We start from the raw sequence: 20,444 nt of genomic DNA, 5'->3' as shown, positions 1-20,444 counted from the left end.
TATAAGAACGTTGTTCTATAATGTAGAACAACTTCCAAAAAGATGTCGCCAGCCGTTCTTTGAACGCGGTTGACCGGGAGAATACGACAATGTCCATCGACACCATTTTTACGCCGCAGGATGAACAATTCTATGCGGTGAAAACCCACGCTGCCGGGCCACAGGGCGCGCTGCCGCTCACCCCGCAAATGCTGCTCGAATCCCCCAGCGGCAACCTGTTCGGTATGACGCAAAATGCCGGTATGGGCTGGGATGCCAACAAACTCACCGGCAGAGAAGTCCTGCTGATTGGCACCCAGGGCGGCATCCGGCACTCGGACGGTCGCCCCATTGCGCTGGGTTATCACACCGGGCACTGGGAGATCGGCCTGCAAATGTCGGCGGCGGCAAAAGAGATCACCCGCCTGAGCGGTATCCCGTTCGCCGCCTTTGTCAGCGACCCGTGCGATGGCCGCTCCCAGGGCACCCATGGCATGTTCGACTCCCTGCCGTACCGTAACGATGCGGCCATTGTTTTTCGCCGCCTGATCCGCTCGCTGCCGACGCGCCGGGCGGTGATCGGCGTCGCCACCTGCGATAAAGGCCTGCCCGCCACAATGATCGCGCTGGCGTCAATGCACGATCTGCCGGTGATCCTCGTGCCGGGCGGGGCGACCCTGCCGCCCACCTTCGGCGAAGACGCCGGAAAGGTACAGACCATCGGCGCGCGTTACGCCAACAACGAACTGAGCCTCAAAGAGGCCTCCGAGCTGGGCTGTCGCGCCTGCGCGTCCCCCGGCGGCGGCTGCCAGTTCCTCGGCACTGCGGGCACCTCGCAGGTGGTGGCCGAAGCGTTAGGGCTGGCGCTGCCGCACTCGGCGCTCGCGCCATCGGGCCAGGACGTCTGGCTGGAAATTGCCCGCCAGTCGGCGCGCGCGGTCATGGCGCTGGATGAGAAGGGCATTACCGCCCGCGACATCCTCACCGACAAAGCCATCGAAAATGCGATGGTGGTGCACGCGGCCTTTGGCGGCTCCACCAACCTGTTGCTGCATATCCCCGCCATCGCCCATGCGGCCAAATGCCGTATGCCGGACGTGGCGCAGTGGAGCGCCATCAACCGCAAAGTGCCGCGCCTGGTGAGCGTGCTGCCCAACGGCCCGGACTACCACCCAACGGTGCGCGCGTTCCTCGCAGGCGGCGTACCGGAAGTGATGCTCCACCTGCGTCGGTTGGGGCTGCTGCATGAAGATGTCATGACGGTCACCGGGCAGACGCTGGGCGAAAACCTCGACTGGTGGGAACACTCCGAGCGCCGCGCGAAGTTCCGCCAGTGCCTGCGCGAACAGGACGGCGTGGAGCCGGATGAGGTGATCCTCTCGCCGGAAGGGGCGAAAGCCAAAGGGATGACCTCCACGGTGGCCTTCCCGGTGGGCAACATAGCGCCGGATGGCTCGGTCATTAAAGCCACGGCCATCGATCCGTCAGTGGTGGACGACGACGGCGTCTATCGCCATACCGGCGAGGCGCGGGTCTTTGTCTCGGAAGAGGCGGCCATCAAAGCCATCAAGCAGGGGCAGATCAAGCAGGGCGATATCATGGTCATTATCGGTGGCGGGCCATCCGGCACCGGCATGGAAGAGACCTACCAGCTCACCTCGGCGCTGAAACATATCTCGTGGGGGAAAACCGTGTCACTGATTACCGATGCGCGTTTCTCCGGTGTCTCGACCGGGGCCTGCCTGGGGCACGTTGCGCCGGAAGCGCTGGCGGGCGGGCCGATTGGCAAGCTTCGCAGCGGCGATGTGATCGAGATTATTGTCGATCGCCTGTCACTGGCAGGAAGCGTGAACTTTATCGGCACAGCGGAGGCGCGCCTGACGCCGGAAGAGGGCGCAGTGGTACTGGCACAGCGCGAACTGCACCCGGAACTGAAAGCGCATGACTTCCTGCCTGACGACACCCGCCTGTGGGCGGCGCTCCAGGCGGTGAGCGGTGGCACCTGGAAAGGGTGCGTGTACGACACGGATAAAATTATTGAGGTGATCAATGCCGGTAAAAAAGCGCTGGGTCTTTAAATAATTAAACGAATTTGCCGGGCCGCCGAATAAATGTTTCGGCGGCTAAAAAATATTACGAAATAAAGTATCCCTCACGGGAGAAATAACTGTTTCTGTCACCAGGTAAAATGTATCGCTATCACAGAAGCTAAAATACATAATTGCGAAAGCAAAATTGATAATTGTTGCTGCATATATTCCTTCCTAGAATCAAATCCGCACTGAACATCTAATAAGCGTACGAATAAAGGGTGTATTCCTAGCAAAATGCACTGCACGCATTTTATTTTGTAGGTCCCGGCCGTTCGCAATCCATCCCTCTCATATGACTGGAGGTAGACATGCAATTAACGATGAAAGATAAAATCGGCTACGGGCTGGGGGATACCGCTTGCGGTTTTGTCTGGCAGGCCACCATGTTTTTGCTGGCGTACTTTTATACCGACGTTTTTGGCCTGTCCGCGGGCGTCATGGGCACGCTGTTTTTAATTTCGCGCGTACTGGATGCGGTAACCGACCCGCTGATGGGGCTGGTGGTTGACCGTACACGTACCCGCTACGGCCAGTTCCGCCCGTATCTGCTGTGGGGCGCGATCCCGTTTGGTATCGTCTGCGTATTAACGTTCTATACGCCGGATTTCTCCGCACAGGGGAAAATTATCTACGCCTCGATTACCTATATTTTACTGACGCTGGTATATACCTTCGTTAACGTTCCCTATTGCGCCATGCCTGGCGTTATTACCTCTGATCCTAAAGAGCGCCACGCGTTACAATCCTGGCGCTTTTTCCTCGCCGCCGCCGGTTCATTAGCCATCAGCGGTATTGCCCTGCCGCTGGTAAATATTATCGGCAAAGGCAATGAGCAGGTGGGCTATTTTGGCGCGATGTGCGTGCTGGGTATTTGCGGTGTTATCTTATTGTTTGTCTGCTTCTTTACCACCAAAGAACGTTATACCTTCGACGTTCAGCCGGGCGCTTCCGTTAAGAAAGACCTTAAGCTCTTAATGGGTAATAGCCAGTGGCGAATTATGTGCGCCTTTAAAATGATGGCGACCGGCTCCAACGTGGTGCGCGGTGGCGCGACGCTCTATTTTGTGAAATACGTAATGGACCACCCGGAGCTGGCAACGCAGTTCCTGCTGTACGGTAGCCTGGCGACCATGTTCGGCTCCCTGTGCTCATCTCGCCTGCTCGGGCGCTTCGACCGCGTGACCTCGTTCAAGTGGATCATTGGCATTTATTCCCTGATCAGTCTGAGCATTTTCTTTATTCCGTCAGACAATATCGCGCTGATTTTCGCGCTCAATATTCTGTTCCTGTTTGTCTTTAACACCACCACGCCGCTGCAATGGCTGATGGCCTCCGATGTGGTCGATTATGAAGAGAGCCGCAGCGGGCGCCGCCTCGACGGGCTGGTCTTCTCCACCTACCTGTTCAGCCTGAAAATCGGCCTGGCGATTGGCGGCGCGCTGGTGGGCTGGATCCTTGCGTTCTCCAGCTACTCGGCAAGCAACGCCGTACAGCCGGATAACGTCCTGACCACCATCAAAATCCTCTTCTGCATTGTGCCGGTGGTGCTCTATATCGGCATGTTTACGCTGCTGTCGTTCTACAAACTGAGCAGCAAACGGGTGGAAGAGATCAGCCAGCAACTGCAACGTCAACGCGCTGCGCACCATGCTACGCAGCCTGCCGATGCCGCGGCGGCGGTGAACTGAGGAGAGAACCATGTACCAGATTGAAAACCCGATCCTGACCGGCTTCAACCCGGACCCGTCACTGTGCCGCGTGGGGGAGGATTACTACATCGCCACCTCCACGTTTGAGTGGTTCCCCGGCGTACGTATTTACCACTCTCGCGACCTGAAAAACTGGTCGCTGGTGAGTACGCCGCTCGACAGCGTGGCGCTGCTGGATATGAAAGGCAACCCGGACTCCGGCGGCATCTGGGCACCCTGCCTGAGCTACGCCGACGGCAAGTTCTGGCTGCTCTACACCGATGTGAAAATTGTCGATTCGCCGTGGAAAAATGGCCGCAACTTCCTGGTGACCGCCCCCTCGGTGGAGGGGCCGTGGAGCGATCCCATTCCCATGGGCAACGGCGGGTTCGACCCGTCGCTGTTCCACGATACGGACGGGCGCAAATATTACATCTATCGTCCGTGGGGGCCGCGCCATCACAGTAACCCTCATAACACCATTGTGATGCAGGAATTTTTTGCCGACACGCACTCTCTCTCGCCGCAGCGATCCACGCTCTTCACCGGTACGCCGCTGGGTTATACCGAAGGGGCGCATATTTATCGCCGCGATGGCTACTACTATCTGCTGGTGGCGGAAGGGGGCACCAGCTACGAACATGCGGTGGTGGTGCTGCGGGCGAAGGACATTACCGGGCCTTATGAGCTGCACCCGGATGTGACGATGATGACGAGCTGGCACCTGCCGGAAAATCCGCTGCAAAAAAGTGGCCACGGCTCGCTGCTGGAGACCCATACCGGCGAATGGTATATGGCATACCTGACCAGCCGGCCGCTGCATCTGCCGGGCATTCCACGGCTGGCGGCTGGCGGGCGCGGATACTGCCCGCTCGGGCGCGAGACGGGGATAACCCGCATCGAATGGCGTGATGGCTGGCCTTACGTTGAGGGGGGCAAACATGCGGCGCTCACGGTGCCGGGGCCACGGATGACGGAGCAGCCTGGCGCAGGCACAGGCGCATGGCGCACAGACTTCGACAGCGAACGGCTCGACCCGGAATTGCAAACGCTGCGTATTCCGTTTGATGAGCAGTTAGGTTCGCTTACTGCCCGTCCCGGCTTTTTGCGCCTCTACGGCAATGACTCGCTCAACTCCACCTTTACCCAGTCAACGGTGGCCCGCCGCTGGCAGCATTTCCGTTTTCGCGCCGAAACGCAGATGGCCTTTTCGCCGCGCCACTTCCAGCAGAGTGCCGGGCTGACCTGCTATTACAACAGCAAAAACTGGTCGTACTGTTTTATGGACTATGAAGAGGGGCGCGGGCGGACGCTGAAAATTATCCGGCTCGACCATAAAGTGGCCCACTGGCACCTGTACGATAACCCGATTGAAGTGCCCCAGAGCGCGGAGTATGTCTGGCTGCGGGTGGATGTCGATCAGCTTGAGTACCATTACAGCTACTCATTTGATGGGGAAAACTGGCAGGCCATTCCGCTGACCTTTGAGGCGTGGAAGCTGTCGGATGACTATATTGGCGGCCGGGGCTTCTTTACCGGCGCGTTTGTTGGCCTGCACTGCGAGGATATCAGCGGCGACGGCTGCCATGCTGATTTCGCCTCGTTCACCTATCAGCCCGAGGCGTAGCAGGACGGCGGGCTAGCGTTCGCGGTAGCCCAGCGTTTTTGACAGCCCCAGCCCGGCCTCCATCAGCTTCTGGCGGCAGGCGGCCAGTTGGTCGTCATTAACCCGTGAGGTGAGGGTGGAGAGACTGAGCGCGGCGATAACCCGCGATTCGTGGTTCCATACCGGCACCGCGATGCAGCGCACGCCCGGCTCGTTCTCTTCGTTATCGAGTGCGTAATAGTTGTGGCGAGTTTGTGCCAGCGCGGCCAGCAGCGCGTCGCGATCGGTCAGGGTGGCTGGCGTAAAGCGCGTGAACGCATACCCGTCCAGTATGGCGTTAAGCTCCTCGTCTCCCAGCCAGGCCAGCAGTACTTTGCCAATGGCCGTGGCGTGTACCGGCAGGCGGCGGCCAATGCGTGAATAGGCGATGGCCGCCTGTTTACCTTCGATTTTTTCTATGTAAACGCCTTCGTTGCCGTCCAGAATCCCCAGGTGGGTCGTCTGCCCCGTCTCCTGGGAAAGGGCGGAAAGCCAGCTTTTTGCTTTCTGGCGAATGTCCATGGTGCCCACGACAAAGTGGCCGCGCTCCACCAGTTTCATCCCCAGACAATATTTGTCGTTATCCGGGTTTTGATCGATATAGCCATGAAGTTGAAGCGTTTTGAGCAGCGAGTGAAGGGTGCTTTTGCTTAATCCCATCTGTTTGCTTATCTCGGTGATTTTGAGTTCCGTCGCCTGATCGTTAAACAGGTCGAGGATCTGCAAAGCACGTTCAACAGACTGAATTATCGGCATAATTTTTACCATTCACGAGGAATTCTCTGCGTGTGACCGTACTATTTTCACCGGGGAAAAGCAATGGCGGGGGCTAGTGTTATCAAAACGGCTACAGCGTGCTGTTCCTCCCTTGCTGCCAGTGGGCGGGCGGGTACTATCAGCGCACGGCGATAGCCCAGGGTTTTAACCTGGTCGCCGACTTGCCAGGTAATCCCCACCTGCGCGGGTGGGGATTGCTTAACACCAATTATTGGTTGTCCAACTGCGCGCGGACATTGCTCAGACCGGTACGGTTAATGCGATAGGGCTGACCATTTACCGAGCGGATGAGTTTTTTGCTTCTCAGTTTCCTGAAGACGGCGAGCGTGCAGTCGCTGAGCAATAGCCCTTCACGGGTATAACACTCAACGGCGGTGACGCGCCCGGAGGTGTCGCGGGTATGAACGATACGTCCGCCTTTGGCAAGGACGTGCAGGGTACGTTGTTCCTGACGGGAAATATTCATGCTGAAAATGCCTGTAATCATCTTGTGCAAAACCTGCCAACACCCTGGGGTGTTAGCGCGAGTGTTTAGCGCAGTGATAACCAGCCCGGCCGCACGGGTCGGAAAGCTGATTATCAGATGGTTGCATTCTCCAGCATCGAAGCCTCGGTATTCGCTAAGAAATATTTATCCAGTCAATGTTAACACGCAACATCTATAAGGGAATTATTTTGCTTAAGGAGTGTGATCTGTGTGGGTACTCAGTGGCACGCTTTTTTTCACTCTGTGCGCAAGGCGACGTTATGGACAATCGGGTCGTTGTGAAGGCACGCAATGCTTATGAAATGTTCATTTATAAGATAATACTTAAGATAGAGATGCATATGGCCTTACACAGCACGTCGGCGGACTGAAGGAGTATGCGAATGAAAAGACAAGACCTGAACGCAGTGAAGAATTTTGATTTTTTGGCACGCAGTTTTGCCCGTATGTATGCGATGGGCCAGCCAGTTGATATTGATGCCGTTACCGGCAATATGACCGAAGAGCAGAAACAGTGGTTCCAGGAACATTACGACCATTATTGCAAACAGGCGCAGCGCGCCAGAGTGAAGGAACTGCAATAGCGATATCCACAACGGGCCTGGCGGCCCGTTGCGTTTTCTGGCCTAGGGGGTTCTTGCGGTCTGTTGCCACTTCTCCTCTCTGCCTGTCACATTTCTTTGAAAACCAGATGCCGTGATTATCAACTGAGATCGTGCAAGGACTTATTGAGCGGCGGTGTTAACGTCATGTCGCTGAATTTCACCGCTAATCCTTGCCGCTCCGGCGTGCAGCACATTACCCCGACCTTCACCTTTCCGGCGGGAAAAGGGCACAAACGCAGCAACGGCCAGCTCAGACCATCCGTCGAATATTGCAGACGCAGGGCGTCATCTTTACGCGTCAGACGCAGCCAGAATTCGCGCGGGTTGCCCGGAAAAACCCCCGTCGCCCAGTCGGAATAGTCCAGTGTCAGCACGCTACCGATAGCGGGGGCGCCATCGTTGAATTCAATACCCGCCTTCAGCCAGTGGCGGTTATCGGTCATCAACATAATGCCCGCCTGGTCATAAAGGGTGGTGAATTCCGCACAGATTTTGACCTGAAAGGTAAAATCCTCAGCGACTTCTTTGGCGAACAGATGACCGGAGAAGCGTTCGAAACCGTACCAGGTTTTGTGCCAGAAATCGGTGTGATCATCGGTGACAACCGACAGAACACCCTCTTCACATTGCCATTGGGCAGGTTCGTTAACCCATTGAAACTCCTCGTGCATGACGCTTCTCCTTTGTCTTTTGCGTGTTATACCGGCCCCTGCGCTTTGTCTGCCCAGGCCGGCATGGCCGTCAGATAGCGCACCGCGCGCTTGCGTGACTCTTCCGGCCCGACGTGTTGCCATGAATCAAGATAGCCTGCAAGTCCGGCTACCGCCTCCTCCCAGGATTTAAGATTGCCTTCGCTGTCGGTGCAATATTTGCAGTATTTGTCGCTCGGCCCCTGGGCGTCGGGGGCGGAAAGCGGCATTCCGCAGGAATGGCAGCACGCTTCATGTTGGGACATAGGACACTCCTTGTTTGATGAGATGAACAATAAATGTACATGTTTTCGCCAGGGCAGAAGTGCCGCACGATCATATAACCACAAATAAAAAGTGGATTTTCAGTTGTGCTAGCGTGATCCTGCTTACGTCTAACCCTTGACCACCGACAAAGTAAATCCCGCCGATCCCTCACATAATCACGGCCGCTTATCATTCCACAGGTGTGACCCCATGGCTTACCAACTAAACCTTAACTGGCCTGAATTTTTAGAGAAATACTGGCAGAAAAAGCCGGTTGTATTGAAAAACGCATTTGCGAGCTTTGTTGATCCGATCACCCCAGATGAGCTGGCAGGCCTGGCGATGGAAGTGGAAGTCGACAGCCGCCTCGTCAGCCATTTCAACGGTGAATGGCAGGCCAGCAACGGCCCGTTCGAACATTTCGATGGCCTGGGGGAAACCGGTTGGTCGCTGCTGGCGCAGGCGGTAAACCACTGGCATGCGCCGTCTGCCGAGCTGGTTAAACCGTTTCGTGCGATCCCGGAGTGGCGCTTTGACGATCTGATGATCTCTTTTTCCGTACCGGGCGGCGGCGTTGGCCCGCATATCGACTGGTACGATGTTTTCATTATTCAGGGGATGGGTAGCCGCCGCTGGCGTGTAGGGGATAAATTGCCCCTGAAAGAGTTCTGTCCGCATCCGGCGCTGCTCCACGTTGAGCCATTTGAGCCGATCATTGATGAAGACCTGGCGCCGGGCGATATTCTCTATATTCCGCCGGGATTCCCGCACGACGGTATTACCCACGAGACCGCGTTTAACTATTCCATCGGTTTTCGTGGGCCGAATGGCCGCGATCTGATCAGCAGCTTTGCTGATTATGCGGTTGATAAAGATCTGGGCGGCGATCACTACACCGATCCGGATTTAACCTGCCGTGAAAATCCGGGTCGGGTTGAAGAGTACGAGCTGGAGCGTCTGCGCGGCATGATGATCGAGATGATCAATCAGCCGGAGGATTTCAAGCAGTGGTTTGGCCGTTTTATCACTACGCCGCGCCATGAACTGGATATCGCCCCGGCCGAACCACCGTATGAGCCGCAGGAAGTGCTGGAAGCGTTGCAGGAAGGCCAGGTGCTGACGCGTCTGGGCGGGCTGCGCGTGTTCCAGGTTAGCGACTGTTTCTTCGTGAATAGCGAGCGTTTCGATACCGTTGCGCCGAAAGCCGCAGAAGCGCTGTGCCGCCATTTGTTGATCGGTAAAGAGGAGCTGGGTGAAGCGTTGAATAACCCAACCTTTATTGCCGAACTGACCGGGCTGGTGAACCAGGGCTACTGGTATTTCGACGAATAATCGCCATCCCGGATGCGGTCTCATATCCGGGCCACGGTCCTGATCCCCTCTCCCGGTGGGAGAGGGTCAGGGTGAGGGCAAACTAGCGGTACACCGGTAACAGATGAAAGCTGGAAAGCACGTGAATAATAGCGTTACCCGCGCCGAAACAGAGAATCAATATAATCATCGCCTTACCGCCCCACACGCGATAATGCGGGCTGCCGAAGCGTTTACGCGATGCGCTGGCCAGCAGCGCTGGCACAATCGCCGCCCAGACAGTCGCGGCTAATCCGGCAAAGCCAATCGCATAAATAAACCCGTTCGGCCACAGCACGCCCCCAATAATTGGCGGCAGGAATGTGACCAGTGCGGTCTTAAAACGCCCCTGCGGGCTGTCGTCAAACTTAAACAGATCCGCCAGATAGTCGAACAGCCCCAGCGTCACGCCGAGGAACGAACTGGCGACGGCAAAGTTTGAGAACACCGTCAGCAGCAAATCCAGCCCGCGGCTGTTCAGTACACCGCTCAGCGCTTGCACCAGCACATCGATGTTGCCGCCTTTCCCGGCGATATCAATAAATGCCGGGCGCGGAATATTACCCATCGTACCGACCAGCCAGAAAACGTAGAGAACCAGCGCCATCAGCGTACCGAGCAGCAGGCAGCGGCGGATAGTCAGCGGGTCTTTGCCGTAGTATTTCATCAGGCTGGGCACATTGCCGTGATACCCAAACGAGGCCAGGCAGAACGGCAGGGTCATCACGAGATAGGGCAGGTAGCTGGGGTTCACTTCGGCGGTGTTAAACAGTACCGCTGGCTGCACGTGCCAGATTAACCCACCAAAGCTCATAAAGAAGGTGAGGATCTTGGCGCCCAGCACAATGGTGGTCATGCGGCTGACGGCCCGTGTACTCAGCCAGACAATAAAGGCCACGACCAGCGCGAATAACAACCCGCCCAGCCGTGCCGGGAAGTCGATATTCATTTGTGAAAAGGTATGGTGAATAACGGAGCCGCTGGCGGAAATATAAGCGTACGTCAGAATATATAAAACAAACGCGACGGTAAGGCCGTTAATAATATTCCAGCGATTACCGAGAAGGTCTTTGGTAATAGTGTCGAAGCTGGCGCCAATATGATAATTCAGGTTAGCTTCAAGAATCATTAATCCTGAATGCAACATACAAAACCAGGTGAAAACTAATGCGAGCAGTGACCAAAAAAACCATGAGCCAGACATGACAACCGGTAAAGAAAACATGCCCGCGCCAATAATGGTGCCACCAATAATCATTGCGCCACCAACGAGCGATGGCGCTTTATTTGTTACTGATAGAGTAGCCATAGTACGTTTCCATAGACGTCATATTCCGCATCGCCCGAGTGGGCGACGTATATACCCGTCATCTTTCACGTTGCATATGCGTTGGCGTGCACTCCCCCTTCTGTAAGCTCCTGGAGGTTTACGCTCTTGCTAACTTTCTGCAACTCGAATTATTTGGGGTAGAGCTATTCAGGCGTAACATCGGAAAGACGCGCCCGTTGCAGGCGCGTCCGGGTGAGTTTTATTCCACCGGTTTTAAACGGGCCACGAAGTGGCGCAATACCGGCGGTTCATAGGTGAAGGTCAGGCCTTTGATGGACGATGCGCGTTTTTTCACGGCAATCAGCGAATCAGCGATGTAGTCCATATGGTCGTTGGTGTAGACGCGGCGCGGAATAGTCAGGCGCAGTAGCTCCATCGGCGACGGTTTTTGCAGGCCGGTGGCCGGGTCGCGCCCTAGCAGCAGCGAGCCAATTTCCACGCTACGAATACCCGCTTCCAGATACAGCTCGTTATTCAGTGCATGTGCCGGGAACTGTTCCGCCGGGATATGCGGCAGCAGCAGTTTGGCATCGACAAACACCGCGTGGCCGCCGGTCGGGTACTGGATCGGAATACCGCCTTCGCGCAGACGCTCGCCCAGATACTCCACCTGTGCAATACGGTAGGTGAGGTAATCTTCGTTGGTGCCTTCTTCCAGGCCGATAGCCATCGCTTCCATATCGCGTCCGGCCAGGCCGCCGTAAGTGACGAAGCCTTCCATCGGTACGCAGCGGATGCGTACTTCGTTAAACAGATCTTCGTCTTCGCGGAAGCAGCACATGCCGCCGATATTCACCAACGGATCCTTTTTCGCGGACATGGTCAGCATGTCGCCATAGGTATACATCTCGCGGATGATCTCTTTAATCGATTTATCCGCGCAGCCCTCTTCGCGCTGCTTAATAAACCAGGCGTTTTCGCAGAAGCGCGCGGAGTCAATGACCACCGGGATCTCATGACTTTTCGCGATTTGGTAGACTTCACGCATATTCGCCAGCGAAATCGGCTGGCCGCCGGAGCTGTTACAGGTCACGGTGGTGACGATCGCCGCCACGTTTTCCGCACCCTGCTCGGCGATGGTCGCTTTCAGTTGAGCGATATCGAAGTTGCCTTTCCAGTCGTACCAGGAGGTGGTATCGAACGCTTTCGGCGTCACTACGTTGATGGCTTTCGCACCGTTCAGTTCCACATGTGCGGCGGTAGTGTCGAAGTGGAAGTTGGAAATAAAGACCGGTTTTTTCGATTTGCAGCGCGCAATCAGCGATGGGAAGAGGATCTGTTCAGCACCGCGCCCCTGGTGGGTTGGGATGGTGAACGGATAGCCGATGATCTCTTTTACTTTTGCGCATAAATTCTGGTAGTTACGTGAGCCTGCATAGGCTTCGTCGCCCATCATCAGCCCGGCCCACTGGCGATCACTCATGGCCCCTGTGCCAGAGTCAGTCAGCAGGTCAATATACACATCCTCGCTATTAAGCAGGAAAGGGTTATATCCGGCTTCGGCCAGCGCTTTGACGCGGTCGTCGTAAGTGGTCATGCGGATATTCTCAACCATTTTAATGCGGAAAGGTTCTGGGATGCGTTTCATAATATTTCTCCAATAGCGTGCCTTGCGACGTCACGATATTTTCGGCGGTGTAAAGCGCGCAAAAAAATATCGCTCAACGTCGTGTTGAGTTTGATTTTTTTAATGAATAATGGGCAGCGGAGAATTAACGAGGGAAGTCGTTGGTAATGCGCGGATCGAGATTGTACCAGGCGTTCAGACCGCCCTGAGCAATGAGGCGGTAACTCAATCGGTATTTCATTACAGCGTCCTCTGACGTTACGGGAGTACTAAAAATAGATAAATATGAAAAAATATCCGCGATTAAACTCACAAATAGTTTATTGAGAGAACTATTCACTGTGAAATATGATGGCAGACACATTTTGCGTTCACTTTTTTAATCGCAATAACCCTGTGGATTTAAGGGGCTTGCTACCGTTTTCCTCATCCTTTGAGAATCGCAGCAAAGGCTGTACCCTATGTCGCGCAGAAACGGCGCACTGACCGCGCGGGCTTTTCAAAGGTAACGAATGAAATTCAAAGCAGACCAGACCAGCCAGAAACTCCGGGGTGGTTACTATACGCCGCAAAACTTAGCCGATTACGTGACCCGCTGGGTGTTGAGCACACATCCGGCCAGCGTGCTGGAACCGAGTTGCGGTGATGGTGCATTTATTCAGGCTATTCATAACAACAATGGCGATAAAGCGGTCAACCTGGAATGCTTTGAGCTTTTTGATATCGAGGCGCAAAAAGCTGTGCAGCGCTGCGAGACCCTGGGGTTTTCCAACGCGACGGTGACCGAAGGCGACTACCTGGTGTGGGCCAATAAGCAACTTGCTGAAAACCATACGCTTTATGATGGCGTGGTAGGTAACCCACCGTTTATCCGCTACCAGTTCCTCGAAAATGAATTTCAGGTGCAGGCGGAGCTGGTGTTTAAACAGCTCAAGCAGAAATTCACCAAACATACCAATGCCTGGGTCCCGTTTTTGCTCTCCTCGCTGGCGCTGCTTAAAGAGGGCGGGCGGCTTGGCATGGTGATCCCATCGGAAATCATTCACGTGATGCATGCGCAGTCGCTGCGCAGTTACGCGGGGCAGGTATGCTCGAAAATCGTGATTATCGATCCGAAAGAGATCTGGTTTGAAGACACCTTGCAGGGGGCGGTGATCATCCTGGCTGAGAAGAAAACCGATCCACAGCAGGAAACCGAAGGTGTGGGGATCGTCAGCGTTAACGGCTTTGATTTCCTTGCCGAAGATCCCAACGCGCTCTTTGCGCGTACGCCGGGAATCAACGGGGAAACCGTCGCCGGGAAATGGACCAAAGCGGTGCTGGAGCGCGATGAGCTGGCGTTGATTCAGTCGCTTATCAATCATGCGTCGGTGCATCAGTTTAATGATATTGCCACCGTGGACGTGGGGATCGTCACCGGGGCGAATGAGTTTTTCCTCGTGGATAATCAGACCGTTGAGCAGTATCAACTGGCCGATTATGCCCATCCGATGTTTGGCCGCAGCCAGCATTGTCAAGGGATTTTGTACGATGCAAACCAGCATGCGGAAAACCAGCGTGACGGCTTGCCGACTAATTTTCTGTATATCGCCGACGAGTTCGACGCGCTACCGTTAAAAGTGAAGGAGTACATCCTTTTCGGCCAGTCGCAGGAGTTGCACACGCGCTATAAATGCCGCATTCGCAAGCCGTGGTACAAGGTCCCTTCGGTTTACAGCACCAGTATCGGCATGCTGAAACGCTGCCATGAAGCGCCGCGTTTAATCCTCAATCAGGCGGAAGCCTACACCACCGATACCGCCTATCGTGTGCGTTCGACCTTTACCAGCAGTGAAAATCTGGTGTGCAGCTTTTTAAATCCGCTGACGGCCATTACCGCTGAGCTGGAAGGGCGCTATTACGGTGGCGGCGTGCTGGAGCTGGTGCCGTCGGAGATTGAACAACTGTATATCCCGGTTATTGAGGGGATGGAACACGATCTGGCGGGTATCAACCAGCAGGTGAAAGCCGGTGAGATCGCCGCCGTGATCCGCAGCCAGGGCGAGAAGATCCTCGCGGCGTTAGGTTTTAGCAAAAGTGATAACGATAGGCTGATGGCGATCTGGGAAAAGTTAAAGGATCGCCGGTTACGGAAATAACTCTCCCCGGTGGCGCTTCGCTAACCGGGGCTACGACTGATTTTCCCCCTCTCCCTGTGGGATAGCCCGGATAAGGCGTTTGCGCCGCCATCCGGGAGAAAACCACTCACAGCCCCTTATACAACGCCTCTATCGACGGGATTTTCTCGTCCAGCTCACCCAAATCAAACAGCGCCGCAATCAACGCGTCCATCCGCGCCTGCTGGGTGTCAAACTGGCGCTGATAAACGATTTTTTCCCGTGCGGATGCCTGCGTAATCTGCGCGTACAGGTGGTTGAGCTGCCTTTGCAGAGTGGCGATATCATCATGGCGCGCCGCGTCCGCGCTGTCGGCAAAGCGGATGGTCGGAATCGGCATCCGGGTCTGGATTTTGGTGCCCCTGGCGATAAAGCCGCCGCGGAAAATCTCACCATAAATCGATGCGAACCACTCCAGATGGCGGGAAGTCAACAGCGCCTGAATATAGTAAATGGAGTAGGGGCAATCGTCGGGAACGTTAATAATGCTGTAGCCCGCGGTGCCGCCGGAAGAGACAAACGTCCGGTGGTTATCAATGGCGTATTTGTAGCCATTCGACAGCACGCCGACGATAATTTTTTGCGGCACATCGCAGTTCTCCAGCGCCTGGCTGCGCCCATAGCGATACCACTCATGCGGCGTTGTCGGGTCTGGTTTTATCGACCGCTTGCCATTATCAAGATGCGGTTTGACCACCTGCAGGAAGGCGAACGTCTGCGGATAAAGGGCACGTAAATCGTCGTACTCAATAAACTGAATGCGGCCATCCACCTTATGATAGGGGTAAATGACGAAGGCGTTCGGCTCCACATCTTTATAGCTGTAGAAGTTATCCTGACCCGAGCGTGGCGTTTCAAAATAGGGGCGGGTTAAGGCCTCTTCAACTGAATATTCCACGCCGTCGTAAACGAACCAGACATAGCCATTTTCCGTTTTCAGGCTCTTATGGACGTAATATTCATTGGCGCTGGTCTGGATACCGTTGGCAATGGCTCCTTTGCCCAGAATCTCCCCCAGTTCGGCAGACTTGCTGAACATTCGCTGCAAAATATCGTTCGTTTCTTTCTCCAGCACCCAGGTGTCGAAGTCCAGCTTATCGGGCGAATGGAGACTTAACAGCGACGATTTATCTTCACGGGTCAGCCACTTTTTAAAGTCTTTCACTTCATAAAAAGCGAATTCATTCTGCGGCGATTTTTGCAGGCACAGCAGGCAGGTATAGGTGGTTTTATTGAGAAAGACCTGATGCGAACCAAACGAAATCAGTTTGCTCAGATAGCGGTTATCCGCCAGCAGCTTACGCAGGTTTTTCCCCGCGCCGATTTTGGTGAATTTGGACGGAAGAATATAGCCCAGATAGCCACCCTCTTTTAGCAACTGCATGGCGCGTTCAACAAACAGGAAGTATTTATCGAACTGTTTGTAAGCCGACTGGTATTTCTTTTTGTAGACAGGCAATTCGGCCGGGGTGAACTGCTTCATATGCTCCGTTGCCATATACGGAGGGTTGCCGACAATTACATCGAAGCTGTTTTCATCAATATGCAGCGGGTTCACGCTATAGCTGTCCGCCGCCGCAATCCCGTCATTTGCATCCACCAGACTATTGCCGAAAATAATGTTGCGCTGAATTTTCGGCAGGATGGGTTTGTCATCGCCAATCGTCTCTTTCGATTCCCCTTCCAGCAACTTGAGCAGCAGACCAAAAGCACAGGCTTTTACCGCGTTGTAATCTTTATCGATACCGTAAATACAGCGGCTGAGCAGCTCTTTTTTCACCGACAATTTCAGTTTGAAGCTGTGCGGCGAAAGCTGTTGAAGCTTCGTGCGATCGTGCCTGATGTAATAGTCGACCAGCGTATCCTGGAGATACTGAAAGACCTCCAGAAGAAAGGCACCCGAGCCGCAGGCGATATCGGCGAATTTAGCATTAAGGATCTGCTCATCGTTTTTGCCCCGGCAAAATTCGCTTACCGTGTTGCGGATAATCTCTTTAATGATGTGTACCGGTGTGGTCACCACATCGCGATCGAGATGTTCCTCTTTAGGGCGAATTTCGGGCGTGCCGTTGGGGCCAATTTTGATTTTTTCGCTCAGGAAGATCTCGTAAATACTGCCGAGAATATCGGAAGAAAAGACCGCAAAGGAGTAAGTGCTTTGTGGGAAATAGAGCTGATTGATGATCTCCCAAATCGCAGAATTATCATTACTGATCAGCTCCGCAATATGGTCGAGGGCGAACAGGCCGGAGTCATATTTGCGATCCGAGGCCTGCAACGTCTGCACCAGCGCCTGGTAATCCTGTTTCTGCGCTAAAGACCAGAGTGTCTCATAAGCTTCTAAGTCACGATCTTCACAGACGCGCAAAAAGACAATGCAGTTAATGTAGTTCTGCGTCAGATCGTTGATCTCTTCTTCATTCAGACCGGGCTTGAGGGAGAGAAACTCCCTGGCGAGCAATAAACGCCATTGATTGATTTGCCGGAGGAAAAGATCGTCGACGCTAAAGCGCAGGATCTTGCTTTCAATGGCGGACCATTCGTTATCAAATTGCCCGGAATAGACGCTATCACGGCCAATTAGCGCCATAATTTCATCGAAATGGGCCACCAGTTCGCTGTAGTGATACAGTTTGATACGTGAGTGGCTGGTCTGGTCGCTCTGTTCTACCGGATTGGAGCAGTCATAAATGGCGGTATATTCGAAATTAGTCAGCACCGAGATTTTTAATTTGCCGGTAAAGCCGTAGCGTCGCACCTGTTTTGCCGGTTCCGGGTCGAGGGTAATATCCACGCTCGGCTTTTTGGCCTCGACAAAGAATTTGCGCTCAGAGAACAGACGGAAGGTGTAATCCGGTTTCTTCGCGTTTTCCCCCATCCGCGCTTTTAATCCCTCTTCGACCAGCACTTCACGCTCGTTGGTTGGTTTACCCTGGGCGTTGATAATGTCCCAACCCAGAAGGGTAAACAGCGGATCGAGAAAATCAGTTCGTAGCTGCGTTTCGTTATATTTTCTGGAGTGGTAGTAGGCCAAATCATTCTGATATTTCGCCACCAGTTGCTCAAGCTGCTCAATTTTTGTCATCTGATTTCCCGATCCTGACGTGCGGTATTTTCCCTGTGGGCGTTACGCTAAGCGGATCATCATAGGCAATACGCGCAACGATGTCTTTCCCTGGAAACCGGAGCGGCTTGCGACAGGCAAAAAAAAGCCCCGCAAACGCGGAGCAATGCTCACAAACATTAACCTTAAAAATCCATTTTCACCGTGAACTGCACTTCACGCGGATCGCCAGGCTGGTTACCCAGGTTGTTGGTGGCGATGGACGAAGTGTAATAGGACTTATCGAACAGGTTTTTCACGTTCAATTGCAGCGTGACCGGGTATTGCAGCTTCATCTTGTAAGCGGCGAAGGCGTCAGCCACAAAATAGCCCGGCAGGTAGTAATCCGCGCCGTTGGTAGCCGAGCGACGATTCACCCCGTGACCGCCGCCGCCGAGCGTTAGCGTATTGCCGCCTGGCATATTGCGGATGTCATACGTCAGGAACACAGAACCCGTATGGCGCGGCACGTTTGGCAGCGGTTTCCCGGCATATTCCGGATCTTCGAGTACTTTGGCGTCGGTATAGCTGTAGCTGGCGATAACATTCATATTGCTGGTCAGCGCGCCGGCGATATCCATTTCCACGCCCTGCGAACGCACGCGGCCTGCGGTTTTCGCCACGGTCGCGTCACCGACAATCTCGCTGTACATCACGTTGCGTTTGTGAATATCAAACAGGGAAATATTGGCGGTGACGCCGTCAAAGAGGTCGAACTTCGCCCCCACTTCCCACGCGGTGGAGGTTTCGGGCGGCAGATCGCCAATATAGCTGGCGATGGAGTACTGCGGCATAAACGACTGCGCCACGTTGCCGAACAGGGAGATGGATGGCGTCAGCTTGTAGACCAGGCCGAATTTCGGTGTCCACTGTTCGTCGGTGCTGTCGGTGTTCACATTGAACGGACGGCCTTTGCCTGCGTACTCGGTGTAGTACTGGTAACGCACACCGGCGACGGCGATCCATTTGTCCGTCAGGTACAGCGCATCCTGAACATAGGCTGAGTAGCTCTCCTGCTTGATGGTCTGGTCGCTGTCCGATGCTGACACCGACGTACATTTGCTGGCATTGCCGTAGGTCGGGTTATAGATATTAAAATCTTTGACGTTTTTGCAGCGGATCATATCGGTACGCAGCAGATCGTAATTTTCATACGACACGCCGGTCAGGATCTCGTTATAAAACCCGGCGATATCCACGTTGCCCTGCAGATCGGCGCGGGTGCTGTGCATCCGCTGGGTCGATCCCTGCGTGGCATCCACTCGGCGCGTTAGATTTCCGGTGGCGGCGTCATAGGCCATCACGCGCGACTGGTTATCGGTGTATTTGTCCTGGCTAAAGCTGTAGTCAAACTTCGCCGTCCATGCACTGTTGAGACGGTATTCGGCATTCAGTTGCGCCAGATCAGATGCACCATCGGTAATGTTAAACGGCTCATCGAAGCGGGTTTCACGGCTGACATTCACCGGCTGTTTGGTCTTGAGATCGAAAATCGTGCCGCGATCAAACGGGGTGTTGTAGTCACGGTGCGAGTACAGCACGCTCACCGTGGCGTCATCGCCAAACCAGGTCAGCGACGGGGAGATAAAAGTGCTTTTCTCTTTACCGAAGTTGCGCCAGTAATCTTCATTCTGATATTCGCCAGTCAAACGATACGCCAGGCGAGTGCCTTCAATCGGCCCGGTAACATCGAGATCCCCGGTGCCACCGCCAAAGCTGGAAGAGGTGGCAGAGACGGAGCCACCAAAAGTGGTTTGCGGGCGTTTCGTTACAACATTGATAAGCCCACCGGGATCCAGAATACCGTATAGCGTGGAGGCCGGGCCTTTCAGTACTTCGACGCGCGAGGTCGCAGCATTAAAGCTGCGCGGCAGCACCGTTCTCAGACCATTGGTCATGATTGACCCGTCGCGGTTCGCGCCAAAGCCACGGCGCACAAAGGCATCCTGCGTGCCGCCTAAGGTGTTGGTCTGCACCACGTTACTGACGTTATACAGCGCTTCATCCAGCGTTGTCGCATGCTGATCTTCCAGCACTTTATCGCTCACGGTGTTAACCACCTGCGGAATATCCAGCAGCGGCATGGTGGTGAGCGTTGCCGCCGAGGTGTTCAGCGGTTGATAGCCCGCCGTCGCAGCCTGATCTGCCGATGACGCGCCTGCCAGTACGGTCAGCGTGTCACTGTCTTTATCCTGCGCAGCGTTTGTTGCTGCCTGTGCCAGAGGTGAAAAGGTTGCCCCCAGGAACAACGCAGAAAACAGTGCGTGCCCTTTTTTCCCGGAGATCGAAGAAGTTAACTCAGCCATGTTGTCCGTTTTTCCAAAATGCCCTCTGCCAGTCATGCATAAGGGAAGATTTTTATTCATTGCCCGCGACTGTAAATCTATCCTTCGGCGTGAAATATTCATGCCGGATATGTAATTGAGAATCATTCAATCATGGCGAAATGTAGTAGTAAATGGAAAAGTGAGAAAAATGGCTACACCGCATTTTGCGGATGAAAATGCGCCTGAAAACATCCCCTTTATCCATTTAGTTTATTGAAAATAAAAAGATTAAAAATAAGGCTCAGCCAATGAAGTGGCTGTAGTCACCCTAAAATACCCGGTAAAGTTATGGGTATTTGAATCTCTTGACTACTACAGTGCCTGGCGGCAAAATCTAAAAGAGAATGATATTTATTTTTATTTGTTAAGCTGGCGCGCGCG

At 54.3% G+C, this 20,444-nt stretch carries 15 protein-coding genes; 6 read left to right on the top strand and 9 right to left on the bottom strand.

From position 1 onward, the window contains the following. Positions 1–89 precede the first annotated feature (89 nt). From ABIB59_RS19925 to ABIB59_RS19915, 3 genes are all read left to right on the top strand, one after another. The gene (locus ABIB59_RS19925) at positions 90–2,057 is read left to right on the top strand and encodes a YjhG/YagF family D-xylonate dehydratase (RefSeq protein WP_039076890.1); all 1,968 of its coding nucleotides are present in this window, start codon (positions 90–92) and stop codon (positions 2,055–2,057) included. A 323-nt stretch (positions 2,058–2,380) separates the two neighbouring features. After that, positions 2,381–3,760 (top strand): glycoside-pentoside-hexuronide (GPH):cation symporter, encoded by a 1,380-nt coding sequence (locus ABIB59_RS19920; RefSeq protein ID WP_071193536.1) that lies wholly within the window; start codon positions 2,381–2,383, stop codon positions 3,758–3,760. Positions 3,761–3,770: 10 nt separating this feature from the next. After that, a complete protein-coding gene (locus tag ABIB59_RS19915; protein WP_354036730.1) occupies positions 3,771–5,387 on the top strand; it encodes a glycoside hydrolase family 43 protein in 1,617 nt (538 codons plus the stop codon). A gap of 12 nt (positions 5,388–5,399) precedes the next feature. Here the strand turns inward: ABIB59_RS19915 and ABIB59_RS19910 are convergent, their stop codons facing one another. Both ABIB59_RS19910 and ABIB59_RS19905 read right to left on the bottom strand, forming a co-directional pair. After that, positions 5,400–6,161 carry an IclR family transcriptional regulator gene (locus tag ABIB59_RS19910; RefSeq protein WP_039076907.1) on the bottom strand — a complete coding sequence of 254 codons (762 nt, stop codon included), beginning with the start codon at positions 6,159–6,161 and terminating at the stop codon, positions 5,400–5,402. Between the two features lie 229 nt (positions 6,162–6,390). Beyond that, positions 6,391–6,648 (bottom strand): YjhX family toxin, encoded by a 258-nt coding sequence (locus ABIB59_RS19905; protein WP_039076906.1) that lies wholly within the window; start codon positions 6,646–6,648, stop codon positions 6,391–6,393. Between the two features lie 398 nt (positions 6,649–7,046). Here ABIB59_RS19905 and glgS point away from each other — a divergent pair, with 398 nt between their 5' ends. Next, entirely contained in the window at positions 7,047–7,253 is a 207-nt protein-coding gene (gene glgS / locus ABIB59_RS19900; RefSeq protein WP_369943835.1) for a cell surface composition regulator GlgS, read from the top strand. Between the two features lie 119 nt (positions 7,254–7,372). Here the strand turns inward: glgS and ABIB59_RS19895 are convergent, their stop codons facing one another. Together ABIB59_RS19895 and ABIB59_RS19890 are read right to left on the bottom strand one after the other, a co-directional pair. Beyond that, on the bottom strand, positions 7,373–7,945 hold the full coding sequence (locus tag ABIB59_RS19895; protein ID WP_317087449.1) for a DUF1349 domain-containing protein: 573 nt from the start codon (positions 7,943–7,945) through the stop codon (positions 7,373–7,375). 26 nt (positions 7,946–7,971) lie between these two features. Continuing rightward, positions 7,972–8,229, bottom strand: a complete 258-nt coding sequence (locus ABIB59_RS19890) for a zinc ribbon domain-containing protein (protein ID WP_039076885.1) — start codon at positions 8,227–8,229, stop codon at positions 7,972–7,974. A gap of 211 nt (positions 8,230–8,440) precedes the next feature. Between ABIB59_RS19890 and ABIB59_RS19885 the strand changes: the two genes are divergently transcribed. Further along, positions 8,441–9,562, top strand: coding sequence for a ribosomal protein uL16 3-hydroxylase (locus ABIB59_RS19885; protein ID WP_354036727.1), 1,122 nt, complete (start codon positions 8,441–8,443; stop codon positions 9,560–9,562). A gap of 82 nt (positions 9,563–9,644) precedes the next feature. Here the strand turns inward: ABIB59_RS19885 and mtr are convergent, their stop codons facing one another. The 3 genes from mtr to tnaC form a co-directional block, all read right to left on the bottom strand. After that, positions 9,645–10,889, bottom strand: a complete 1,245-nt coding sequence (gene mtr, locus ABIB59_RS19880) for a tryptophan permease (protein ID WP_071193542.1) — start codon at positions 10,887–10,889, stop codon at positions 9,645–9,647. Positions 10,890–11,109: 220 nt separating this feature from the next. After that, positions 11,110–12,498 carry a tryptophanase gene (tnaA, locus tag ABIB59_RS19875; RefSeq protein WP_222557029.1) on the bottom strand — a complete coding sequence of 463 codons (1,389 nt, stop codon included), beginning with the start codon at positions 12,496–12,498 and terminating at the stop codon, positions 11,110–11,112. Between the two features lie 124 nt (positions 12,499–12,622). Continuing rightward, positions 12,623–12,718 (bottom strand): tryptophanase leader peptide, encoded by a 96-nt coding sequence (gene tnaC / locus ABIB59_RS19870; RefSeq protein ID WP_072039686.1) that lies wholly within the window; start codon positions 12,716–12,718, stop codon positions 12,623–12,625. Between the two features lie 271 nt (positions 12,719–12,989). On the opposite strand from tnaC, the gene ABIB59_RS19865 reads away from it, so the two are divergent. Then, a complete protein-coding gene (locus ABIB59_RS19865; RefSeq protein WP_354036725.1) occupies positions 12,990–14,615 on the top strand; it encodes an Eco57I restriction-modification methylase domain-containing protein in 1,626 nt (541 codons plus the stop codon). Positions 14,616–14,721: 106 nt separating this feature from the next. Here ABIB59_RS19865 and ABIB59_RS19860 read toward each other — a convergent pair whose 3' ends face one another. Both ABIB59_RS19860 and ABIB59_RS19855 read right to left on the bottom strand, forming a co-directional pair. Continuing rightward, on the bottom strand, positions 14,722–17,718 hold the full coding sequence (locus ABIB59_RS19860) for an Eco57I restriction-modification methylase domain-containing protein (protein ID WP_354036723.1): 2,997 nt from the start codon (positions 17,716–17,718) through the stop codon (positions 14,722–14,724). A gap of 164 nt (positions 17,719–17,882) precedes the next feature. Then, a complete protein-coding gene (locus ABIB59_RS19855; protein ID WP_354036721.1) occupies positions 17,883–20,042 on the bottom strand; it encodes a TonB-dependent siderophore receptor in 2,160 nt (719 codons plus the stop codon). Positions 20,043–20,444 lie beyond the last annotated feature (402 nt).

It is taken from the genome of Citrobacter sp. UYEF32 (assembly GCF_040546205.1).
Taxonomy (GTDB): Bacteria; Pseudomonadota; Gammaproteobacteria; order Enterobacterales; family Enterobacteriaceae; genus Phytobacter; species Phytobacter diazotrophicus.
The sequence above is the reverse complement of the archived record's forward strand: the minus strand, read 5'-3'. Positions and strand labels throughout refer to the sequence as shown.

Bases quoted from the DNA above. Each gene is read 5' to 3' on its own strand.
- glgS (WP_369943835.1), top strand. From the start codon at position 7,047: ATGCGAATGAAAAGACAAGACCTGAACGCAGTGAAGAATTTTGATTTT.
- ABIB59_RS19865 (WP_354036725.1), top strand. From the start codon at position 12,990: ATGAAATTCAAAGCAGACCAGACCAGCCAGAAACTCCGGGGTGGTTAC.
- tnaA (WP_222557029.1), bottom strand. From the start codon at position 12,498: ATGAAACGCATCCCAGAACCTTTCCGCATTAAAATGGTTGAGAATATC.
- ABIB59_RS19860 (WP_354036723.1), bottom strand. From the start codon at position 17,718: ATGACAAAAATTGAGCAGCTTGAGCAACTGGTGGCGAAATATCAGAAT.
- mtr (WP_071193542.1), bottom strand. From the start codon at position 10,889: ATGGCTACTCTATCAGTAACAAATAAAGCGCCATCGCTCGTTGGTGGC.
- tnaC (WP_072039686.1), bottom strand. From the start codon at position 12,718: ATGAAATACCGATTGAGTTACCGCCTCATTGCTCAGGGCGGTCTGAAC.
- ABIB59_RS19915 (WP_354036730.1), top strand. From the start codon at position 3,771: ATGTACCAGATTGAAAACCCGATCCTGACCGGCTTCAACCCGGACCCG.
- ABIB59_RS19855 (WP_354036721.1), bottom strand. From the start codon at position 20,042: ATGGCTGAGTTAACTTCTTCGATCTCCGGGAAAAAAGGGCACGCACTG.
- ABIB59_RS19895 (WP_317087449.1), bottom strand. From the start codon at position 7,945: ATGCACGAGGAGTTTCAATGGGTTAACGAACCTGCCCAATGGCAATGT.
- ABIB59_RS19925 (WP_039076890.1), top strand. From the start codon at position 90: ATGTCCATCGACACCATTTTTACGCCGCAGGATGAACAATTCTATGCG.
- ABIB59_RS19920 (WP_071193536.1), top strand. From the start codon at position 2,381: ATGCAATTAACGATGAAAGATAAAATCGGCTACGGGCTGGGGGATACC.
- ABIB59_RS19905 (WP_039076906.1), bottom strand. From the start codon at position 6,648: ATGAATATTTCCCGTCAGGAACAACGTACCCTGCACGTCCTTGCCAAA.
- ABIB59_RS19910 (WP_039076907.1), bottom strand. From the start codon at position 6,161: ATGCCGATAATTCAGTCTGTTGAACGTGCTTTGCAGATCCTCGACCTG.
- ABIB59_RS19885 (WP_354036727.1), top strand. From the start codon at position 8,441: ATGGCTTACCAACTAAACCTTAACTGGCCTGAATTTTTAGAGAAATAC.
- ABIB59_RS19890 (WP_039076885.1), bottom strand. From the start codon at position 8,229: ATGTCCCAACATGAAGCGTGCTGCCATTCCTGCGGAATGCCGCTTTCC.